Below are 9,156 nucleotides of genomic sequence, written 5' to 3' on the forward strand. Positions count from 1 at the left end.
TCTACTCCAGATACAGTCAACGGTACAGCCATTTTCAAGGGAAAAATGTACCCAGTAGCCTCTTTTCAATTTTTTCTGAGAAGCGACCTGCAGTAAGGGTTTTGTTAATTTTTTAGTATTTCTGTATGGGGGAAGTCCAGAAATACAAAGATTTACCCCTAGAAAATGCCTTGAGAAAATGCTTTAAAAACTCCTGTGCCACCTTATCGGGTACAGGTTCTCGCATGACGATCGCTTGAGGAATTTGCAAATTCTCCAATTCGTTGGCCAACCCCAACCCATCACAAGAGTTAAAAATGGCTAACTGCAACCCCCCTTCGATCGCTGTCCTCAAACCATGTTTTAACTCACCGATAGTCAAACTTTCCCTTTGATTAATATAAATGCGCCCCACTTCCCCTTCCGTATGGCTGTGTCCGGCAAAAAAGAGGATGTCCCAATGTTGTTCCCAAAGTTGTTCGCTAATCTCTCGTCGAGGAGGTTCTACCAAAAAAACCGTCTCAGCCCCCGGCAAATTCTCTAAAAACCTTCTATCTGCCGTCACGTCAATGCCCTCACTATTACCTAAAATCGCCAAAATTCTCAGCCTTTTGGTGGGGGAAGGTGGGCTAACAATTTTTTCAAAGACAGGAGCAGCGATCGCTACCTCTAACTTGGGATAATGGTCAAAGAACTCGATCAAATTCCAAGGTAGCCGCCGCAAATAGCCATCCCCAGCTTGAATGATGAAGCGAATGGGTTCGGAACGGTTCAAATTTTCCAAGAGACGCTCTCTCACCGGACGAAACGACTCGGAGTTCAGCCAGCGTTTGAGGCTATCTTGCAAAGTTTGAAGGGTCTGGCGACAGTCGGCAGTAGTGGAAACATTGGTAATTTGGGTAGCAGGTGCTGTTAGCCTGACAACAACAGGCAAATGTCTATAACTAGACTGCCATTGGTCATAGTTTTGGGGAATTTCCGGAGCGCTTGGCAATTTACCTGTAACTTCGATCGAAGGAGGGGAGCCTTCCTCAGCAATTTGCAGGATCACAGGAAATCCCTGTTCCCAGTTGCCTTCTCCCAATTTAACAGTCACTAACTTAGCCATCGCTACCACCTGTCGTTGTTAAAAAAAATATTAATAGATCGCCTATTTAAAAGGGTAAGTATTGAATGCGATTCACAAATTCTTCGGGGTTTCCCAGTTTGGTGATGAGTTCTAAGTCGCGTATGCAGTCGCCAATTGAAACCATTAACTGATGAGCATAAACAACTCCAGCGAAGTCTATTCCTACTGTCTGACGGTGACTCCCTTCAACTAAGAAATCCCTGTCTTGTGTAAAAACAATTCTTCCTAGTGCTGTTGATCGGTCTAGAATTACGGGGTCAGGGCTACCAGAATAACCATCTTCCTGAACTGTCAGCACATCAACATCTCGAAGGCGCAATCCTATCGTGATGGCTCCATGTACGTTTTCATCCATATAAAGTTTGAGGCTCACTTGAGAATTCCTTGTGCTTTAAGTCTGGCCACAAAAGGCGACTCGATCGCTGAGTGCCGCATTTTTTGGGCATACTCCAGATCGGCAGCGATCGCCCCGTCCAATTCTTCTTTATGATCCCAATAGTAGGCGAAGGCTGAGTGAATCTGACTCATACTCAAATGGCGATGGTTGATTTGAATTTCTTCAGGAGTCCAACCGTAAGCCATCTGAGCCATCACCAGATCAATCACCTTCATTGTCGAGCTTGCAATCATTGGTCTCCCGCGTTCGTCTATTTGAATATGCTTGTATTCGGTTAGTGCGGTTTTCATGATTAAACTTTCTCCGTTTACTTGTACTTTAGTTCCTAGCAATTTCTCAGGGGGAAAGTTCTGCTAGAGGGTAAAATCTTCGGTAATATTTGCCTCTCCCAGTCCCACCCTGACACTGAACTGTTCTCCCGGTGAACCACTAAACTTGAGTTGGATGTAATTGTCCAGTTCTCTTGCCTCAGTTTCCAAAAAGGTTTTCCCAGCCTCATCCAGCACCACTAATTGTAAGTGGGCAGGCAAATATTTCTGGTTTCGCATCGGATAGACCCTGAGGAGAACCGCTATCATTTGGTCAGTTTTAGGCAAGACAGCCACCATTAGAGTCACTGGGTGTTCCCCCATCAGCATTCCTAAATCTTTAACTCTCCTCAACCCACCTGCCAAGTTATGCGGAGCGAGCCGCCATAAACTCTCTGCCGCACTCCAACGGGTTTCTTCATCCTGAGTTGCCTCTAGCAAGTGAGTCAGAGCCGCCAATACCTCAGAAGATGCAGTTCCCATCTCTCCCAAGCGCAGTGCTGCTTGTCTGCGGCGATGCTCTTCCTGACTGGTATAAATCGTCTCGATTAAATCGCGAACCGTCTTGGAATCCATAAAATCAGCCCCGCGCTCGCGTAAGGCATAAGCATAGGCAAAACAGGGTTCTCCAGGTGCAAAAAGCTGTTCAATCGTCTGCCAGCTTTCCTCAAAAACATTTTGCAACCATTGGCTCAAATTGACTCGGCTTTTTAAGGAAACTGAACGAGATTGTTCCTTTTCAACAGCAAAGAGCTTTTCTAAACGGTAGTCTTGACTGGATTTCTGCCGCTCTGGTAAGCGATTAAGTTTTCCCAGAACTACTTTTTGGTTATTTTGGGCTGTCTCAAAGTCCGGGGAAGCGGGAGAGATATTTTCATACCCTTCACTAGCTTCTTGGTATTCCTCCCTAGCTTCCTCATATCGCTGCAAGCGAGTTAGATAATCCCCGATTAATTGGGCAATTTGACCGTCTAGAAAGGAATTTCTTTCTTGATTTCCGCTAGTGCCTGACATAGTTCATTGTCCTCCTGTTGGTTGGCTTTTCCAAAAACTTCGATCCACTCCTCTTTCGCTCTCAGAGGACCATGCCAATAAGCATGATAGAGAGCTTCCGCCTGATTGCCCCTTTCTCGATAGTAACGCTCCAAGACTTGATGGGCAGCCTGCGTCCGCTCCCGCCTCTGCTCGTGGTTTAAACGACGGATCAGGGGGTGAAGACGATAAGCTAAACGGCTTTTACTTCGGATCACCGATATAGACTCCAAAAGGGTTATAGCTGTTGGATCATGCAGGTTAAGCGCCGTTTAGCTTACCACCCCTCACCTTGTTGTTCTGCCTGCCAGACGAAGGAAAAACTGAGGAGCGAGTCAAAGGCAGCATGGGAGGGATTGCATTTCAAGGATTCGCCCAGATGAAAGTAAAGGTCTTCATTAAAGGCTCGACAGGCACTCAAGACAGAAACGGCATCTTCCAACACCCTGTCTGTGTATTTTAGGAGCCTTTCTCCCAAAATCCCTAATTTCTGATTAAATCCCTCTCCTATCTCGGCAAAGGATTGAAAGTCGGCAGCGGTAAAGGCTTCTTTTTTTTCTGGCGCCATCCTGACTAAATCTGCACATAGCCCCAGCAAGAGCGGATGAACGGAATCGCCATCAAAACTACTATAGGCAATCAAGCCCTGCTGCACTTGGGTATCCTCAATTCCGACTCTTTGTAGGTAGTCGAGGGCATCGGTTACTTGAAAGTTGAACACTTGCCTGCACTCTAACTTGTCCGCTGTAATTGAACAATAGCTGGCTCGATGCCACTGGGGAATTTCCCGTCCTGCCATGACGATGACAATTTGGGGCAACTCCAACAACTGCGACAACAGACACCGCAGCCATTCATCCTGCTTGAAAAATCTGGCACTTCCTTGATTGCGCCCTTCTCCCCAAAAGGCTTCGTGGGTGTCGAAAAACAGCACCAGTTTTTCAGGAGCGCCCTCTCTTTGCATGGCGACCTTGAGATCTTCCGCAAAAAAGTTAGGTAAAGCAACAATCAATTCCGTATCGGGGTCTAACTCGGTGATCCGTTGAAAATCTTTTTTCTGGAGTCCTCGACCTTGTAGATAAAGGGACAAATCCCCCCCTAAGTCTTGGGTGATTATATTCCAACTGCTAGATGTCAAACTCGCCAGGAAACCGGGTAAAATATGGGCGGCAAGTACATTTGGTAATTCTTTAATCAGGAAGACTGCCAATTTAGAGGCAAAAAGTTCCGGTGAAGGAAATAATCTATTCACGGATTCATTTGTCAGTTTTCCCTTCTGTTGTAAATACAAGATGCAAGCAAACTGATAGAGCGGAAAAGAGAGTTTATATCCCAAGCGAGCAGCATTGGTTATTAACTGATTATGCAAAATCAGTAGCCCGTCGAAATTTTCTTGAGGTTGTTCTGGTCGCGATGACTTGGCTGGGGATTCAAAATCCAACAGTGCGGCTGGCACAAATTGAAAGTCACGTTCCCAGTCAGTAATTGTCTTAATAAACTCAACAATTTCAGGATGGGTTTTGGTTTTAAGTTCTGTCCAAGTTTCTAAAGGAAAGCGCTTGCAACAATTTTCCAATAAGAATTTCAGCAGCAGTGACTTGCCATTGCCACCATCCCCATAGAAGAATAGGATTTTATGGGGGTCAAGCTCGTCATCGTTGAGATATTCTGCAAATCGCAAGGTTAACTCGTGTCGGTCGGTAAAGTGCCGGAGAGCGCGATTTAGCTGAGTTAACGAGGCTTTTTGGCTAGTGGGATCGCTGATGCTCATAGCCGTACTACTTAGAAAATGTAATTGCTATTAAAGTCTAAAATCTTCTCTAATTCTAGCCTTTCCTCTTGCCATGCGGACAATAAACTGCTCTTCCACTAAACCGCCAGACTTGAGGGTGCTGATTGGGTAGTATTGCTGAACTTCCCCCCCATACATATCTACTACAATAGCCGAAAACCCTTATCCATCAATGGATAAACCCATTAACTTTTCTTTATATACCCCGTGTTTATTGTAATATTCCTTAATAGACAAATGGGAGAAGTTTAGGCTAAAATGGCAGTCATGTATATAGAAAAAATTCCTAAAATTGGGAAACTCGTTGAAGTAGAAGTGATTCAATTAGTATTATTCGATCGAGTGAACTTAGTGGAATTTGAGAGTGAAGATTATCCATCAGAAAGGTTAATTGCTTGTCGAAATCCCTTAATCGCTGAGAAAAATCAAAAACAAACAGAAGCCTTATTCTTTACAATACAATAAAAGTGTAATTAAGCTTGTTGGGAGCCTGAGCTATGACTAACCCGAATTCGATCGAACAGCTATCGCAGGAATTACTCGATCTAGACCAAGTAGATGCCGATACTGGGGCAGATTTGCGGCAAAAAGCCCAAGAAATCCTCGCTGAAACCAGTATTGACCTGCCGATTCGAGAAGCGATCGCCGATAGTCTCAGTCAAGGCAATCAACTACTGACCCTCAAAACCGTCGGCAAGGAAGAAAGTTACTAGCACATTTGGGGTCAAAAGTCAAGATGAAAGAAAAAATTTTTTTTGTCTGGCTGGGGCGATTTTTGGCCTCTTTTGGGCTGTTATCGGGGATAAGTGGCTGTAATTCCCCTCTTTTGATCACTCCGCAAGTTCCCGCCGGTGGTTTAAATAGTTTTGCTCCCGATCAATTCCCCAGTTATAGTGCTGATGGTCGCTATTTGGCCTTCGCTTCCGATCGCTCCGGTCGTCGTAGTATATATTTATTCGATCTGCAAGAAAAGCGCTTAGTTAATCTTCCTAACCTAAATCGTGGCGATTCTAGCCAAGATCAGCCATCTCTGAATGCTGACGGTCGTTTAATTGCTTATATCTCCAGCGAACGCGGCAAGAGTGATGTCATGGTTTATGATCGTTCCCAGTCCCGTGCAACCCTATTAACCGCTAACCTGCGGGGAAGCGTCCGTAATCCCACCATTAGCGGTGATGGTCGCCAAATTGCCTTTGAAACCAACCAAGACGGTCAATGGAATATTGCGATCGTTAACGGCCAATTTTAAACTTGTTCTACTCGGTCTTAATCGTTAAAACTTGCGGAGGAGTTGCATCGGGTGGATATAAAAAATTTACCTGTACTACACGCCAATCCCCGGGAGGAATAGTCAGAGTCACTAAAGGTTGCCCCTCTTGTCCGCGTCTTTGGACGAGATGGAAAAATCGGCTTTGTGCCTGTCCCTGGTCATCGCTATAATTGACGGCTACTGTTCCCCGAAAAAACACTTGTGGGGCAGCCGGATCGAGAAAACGCAAACCCTGCCCAATAATATCCTCTTTAATCGGTGTTTCTAGCGCAATAGTCACTGTTTTCGCCTCATCACTTCGATTAAATAGAGGTAAACTTAACCCATATTCCACACCGTAATTACCATGAGCTTGATAGGCCGTATCGGGATAGCGAACTAACATACTAGCACTTTGATTTTGTTCCGTTCCCAGTTTGCCTCCGGGTAGGGTGCTAATCCCATAGGCTATAGATTGACCAGAATCAGGAATATTTAACCATAAAGAAGCTCGATCGACCAATCGGGCCGGCCAAGCTGAACCTTGGGACACCCCCGCTACCCGTCCATAAATTATCTGTCCTTGACTATTGGGAGGAGTGGGCGCTCGATCGCGCGGAGTCGATAAATCGCCTTTTTCCAGCAAATTTTGCCATTCTGTCAGATTTGGGGGTCTTTCCTGCCCATTTTCATCTAGGGCTGCATAAAGAGCTAAACTAGCAGCGTAGAGAAGACCGTCACTTTCCAGACGGAGATAAGTGGACCTACCGTTTAAAGGTGGAGTCAAATCGCGCACGGGAATCGCCGCATTTAAGACCATAAAACTCTCCCCCGCCGGAATAATAATCCTATCGGGAAAAATATCCTGACGCTGCCCCATTAAAATATCCCCCATTACCCGACTTCCCGGCCCGGCAAAAACCGTCCCCTGATTATTTTCCACTTGTGCAGGTAAATCGATAAAAGCTGCATCCGGTTGACTCAAATAACTGGCCCCTTGCAGAATTTTAACGGTCACGGGATTAGGACTGGGATTGTGGAGTAATATACCCAGATAAAGGGTGCGTAAATTATCGGGAAAACTCCCCCTCGCTACATGGTGGGCAAAAATATCAAAGCGTCCCTGAAAAGCATAATTTAAATGGGCCGAGGGAAAACTTTTCTCTTGGGGGGGAAAAGTCGAAAGCAAAATTCCTTCTCCTAGCAATAATTCAGGACTATTGCTATTAAAAACGGGAACTTGATCTAGTTGATTCGGTAAAGGACGCACCTGCACCGGTCGAATTATTTCTACAATAGGAGGAGTTTGGGCAATGGGTAGTAAAAAAGGTAACATCACACAAATTACCATCTCAAGATAATTAATTTTTGATCATAGCATTACTGGCTCACTCAATTTAGATAGTATTCTGTTTGTCTATATCTAGAGGATTGGTTAATATTTCTTTCGGGTGTTAAGTAGCTGGTTATAATTAAATTAAAAATCGATTTTAGGTTCGATCCCCCCTGCCCCCCTTGATAAGGTAGGGTTGATTCATGAATCAACCCTACCCTTGATAAGGTGGGTGTCTGATAATTTTTAACGCCTACCTACTTAAGTACAATCAAGAAAAATTATCAAATTTCCCAATCGTTATTTGCCCTTGCCATTGATCAAATCTATTGTCATCATAGACTAAAATCTAGATGTAGCTGTGGTTTTCTGGAAACTTCGCCCGATGTCTAGATATCGATCGAGCCAGAATTGTTATGATAAATTCATGAAGTTTTATAACGGTATTTCCCCGTGAACATGAACCAAATCGACTATCTCAGGATTAGTTTAATCGATCGCTGTAACTTTCGCTGTCAGTATTGTCTGCCTGAAGATGCAGAATTGGCCTATGTTCGACCGCAAGATTTACTCACCCGGGAGGAAATTCTTACTTTAGTCAAAAATGTCTTTATTCCCCTCGGTTTCCGCAAATTTCGCCTTACTGGTGGGGAACCTCTCTTACATCCCGAAGTAGTGGAGATTGTGCGCGATATCGCCTCTTTATCTGCCACTAGCGATTTAGCCTTGACCACTAATGGCTATTTACTTGACAATTTAGCCGAAATGTTGTATGAAGCCGGACTAAGACGGATTAATATCAGTTTAGACTCCCTCGACCCCGACACTTTCGATAAGATTATCGGTAATCGCGGCCGGAGTCGTTGGCAAAAAACTTGGGCAGGTATTCAAGCGGCCCAGAGGGTGGGTTTTGACCCCTTAAAATTGAATGTGGTGGTAATTCCGGGGATAAATGAGGCAGAAGTGGAAGATTTAGCGGCTTTGACCATCGAGAAGCGTTGGCACGTCCGTTTTATCGAGTTTATGCCCATCGGTAACGGTGATTTATTTCAAGAAAAAGCTTGGATTGCGAGCGAGGAATTAAGGGGGCGAATTCGGGCAAAATGGGGCTTAAATGAGGGTCAAGTGCGGGGAAATGGTCCGGCCGATGTTTTTCAAATTCCGGGGGCTAAGGGTACAATTGGCTTTATCAGTCAGATGTCGGAATGTTTTTGCGATCGCTGCAACCGCCTACGTCTCTCGGCCGATGGTTGGTTGCGTCCCTGTCTCCTCAACGAAACCGGACAAATTGACCTAAAAACTGCCCTCCGTCAAGGAATTTCGCCGGCAGAAATCAGGGAAAGAGTGCGGGAATTAATAGAACTGAAGGCAGAAATAAACTTTAAACTGCGTGATTCCGGCACATCGAGCGGCATTTATACCCGTACTATGTCCCAAATTGGCGGCTAAAAATCTACTGTCCGAATTCTATTCTAGCCTGTTCTACCATTTCCACGGTAACTCGATCGGAACCGGCATGACGAGCTAATTCTTCTATCCTTTGACGCGCTTGGGAACGAACAAAATAGGGAATATTTTTCAGTTTTGCTTTTGCTTCTGCGGTCCATTGTAGTTGATCGGAAAAATCTAGATCTTCCATAGATTTAAAATATAGTAGTCCGTCTATTATACCAAAAAAGATTAGCTATTTTGAGATAATGAGTTTCTTGATAGCGACTCTTTTTCACCTTTCTCTTAATTTTAGGTTTCTGCTAGGTCGAAATTTACTCTTTGATATAAATCTTGAAAAGAAATCTGCCAATCTACCGACACCAATTGTAAAACCGCATTTTCCCCCGTGACGAAATCAATTAACCATTGATCATCCTTTTGTTTATAGTAACGTTCCACACTATAACTAGATTGTTCGATCAGAATATATTCCTGAAAAGTTGGCA

Annotated in this window: 12 protein-coding genes and 1 pseudogene; 4 read left to right on the forward strand and 9 right to left on the reverse strand. The window is 44.5% G+C overall.

The genetic code is table 11. From position 1 onward, the window contains the following. Positions 1–112: 112 nt before the first annotated feature. The 6 genes from IM456_RS01705 to IM456_RS01730 all read right to left on the reverse strand — a co-directional run bounded on the left by IM456_RS01705 (position 113) and on the right by IM456_RS01730 (position 4,616). On the reverse strand, positions 113–1,087 hold the full coding sequence (locus IM456_RS01705) for a CHAT domain-containing protein (RefSeq protein WP_287691783.1): 975 nt from the start codon (positions 1,085–1,087) through the stop codon (positions 113–115). A 46-nt stretch (positions 1,088–1,133) separates the two neighbouring features. Then, positions 1,134–1,463 carry a DUF5615 family PIN-like protein gene (locus tag IM456_RS01710; RefSeq protein WP_287691780.1) on the reverse strand — a complete coding sequence of 110 codons (330 nt, stop codon included), beginning with the start codon at positions 1,461–1,463 and terminating at the stop codon, positions 1,134–1,136. Between the two features lie 14 nt (positions 1,464–1,477). Beyond that, positions 1,478–1,795, reverse strand: coding sequence for a DUF433 domain-containing protein (locus tag IM456_RS01715; RefSeq protein WP_287691778.1), 318 nt, complete (start codon positions 1,793–1,795; stop codon positions 1,478–1,480). A gap of 63 nt (positions 1,796–1,858) precedes the next feature. Beyond that, positions 1,859–2,827, reverse strand: coding sequence for a DUF1822 family protein (locus IM456_RS01720; RefSeq protein WP_149985263.1), 969 nt, complete (start codon positions 2,825–2,827; stop codon positions 1,859–1,861). After that, positions 2,785–3,063 carry a hypothetical protein gene (locus IM456_RS01725; RefSeq protein ID WP_287691773.1) on the reverse strand — a complete coding sequence of 93 codons (279 nt, stop codon included), beginning with the start codon at positions 3,061–3,063 and terminating at the stop codon, positions 2,785–2,787. The genes IM456_RS01720 and IM456_RS01725 overlap by 43 nt, the downstream gene beginning before the upstream one ends. 59 nt (positions 3,064–3,122) lie before the next feature. Next, a complete protein-coding gene (locus IM456_RS01730) occupies positions 3,123–4,616 on the reverse strand; it encodes a hypothetical protein (protein WP_287691771.1) in 1,494 nt (497 codons plus the stop codon). A gap of 279 nt (positions 4,617–4,895) precedes the next feature. Between IM456_RS01730 and IM456_RS01735 the strand changes: the two genes are divergently transcribed. From IM456_RS01735 to IM456_RS01745, 3 genes are read left to right on the forward strand one after another with little or no spacing between them, the layout of a single operon-like run. Continuing rightward, positions 4,896–5,102: a hypothetical protein gene (locus tag IM456_RS01735; RefSeq protein ID WP_287691769.1), complete on the forward strand. Its 207-nt coding sequence runs from the start codon at positions 4,896–4,898 to the stop codon at positions 5,100–5,102. Positions 5,103–5,134: 32 nt separating this feature from the next. After that, positions 5,135–5,350, forward strand: coding sequence for a hypothetical protein (locus IM456_RS01740; protein ID WP_002737387.1), 216 nt, complete (start codon positions 5,135–5,137; stop codon positions 5,348–5,350). 23 nt (positions 5,351–5,373) lie between these two features. Beyond that, on the forward strand, positions 5,374–5,886 hold the full coding sequence (locus tag IM456_RS01745) for a TolB family protein (RefSeq protein WP_002738091.1): 513 nt from the start codon (positions 5,374–5,376) through the stop codon (positions 5,884–5,886). Positions 5,887–5,893: 7 nt separating this feature from the next. On the opposite strand, the gene IM456_RS01750 is transcribed toward IM456_RS01745, so the two are convergent. Continuing rightward, entirely contained in the window at positions 5,894–7,237 is a 1,344-nt protein-coding gene (locus IM456_RS01750) for a DUF3370 domain-containing protein (RefSeq protein WP_287691766.1), read from the reverse strand. Positions 7,238–7,678: 441 nt separating this feature from the next. Between IM456_RS01750 and moaA the strand changes: the two genes are divergently transcribed. After that, a complete protein-coding gene (gene moaA, locus IM456_RS01755; RefSeq protein WP_002782734.1) occupies positions 7,679–8,668 on the forward strand; it encodes a GTP 3',8-cyclase MoaA in 990 nt (329 codons plus the stop codon). Positions 8,669–8,672: 4 nt separating this feature from the next. On the opposite strand, the gene IM456_RS01760 is transcribed toward moaA, so the two are convergent. After that, the gene (locus tag IM456_RS01760) at positions 8,673–8,858 is read right to left on the reverse strand and encodes a PCP reductase family protein (protein WP_046663139.1); all 186 of its coding nucleotides are present in this window, start codon (positions 8,856–8,858) and stop codon (positions 8,673–8,675) included. Between the two features lie 101 nt (positions 8,859–8,959). Next, positions 8,960–9,156: pseudogene (locus tag IM456_RS01765) on the reverse strand (Uma2 family endonuclease); the annotation flags it as partial.

Source organism: Microcystis sp. M079S1 (assembly GCF_020246425.1).
Classification (GTDB): domain Bacteria; phylum Cyanobacteriota; class Cyanobacteriia; order Cyanobacteriales; family Microcystaceae; genus Microcystis; species Microcystis aeruginosa.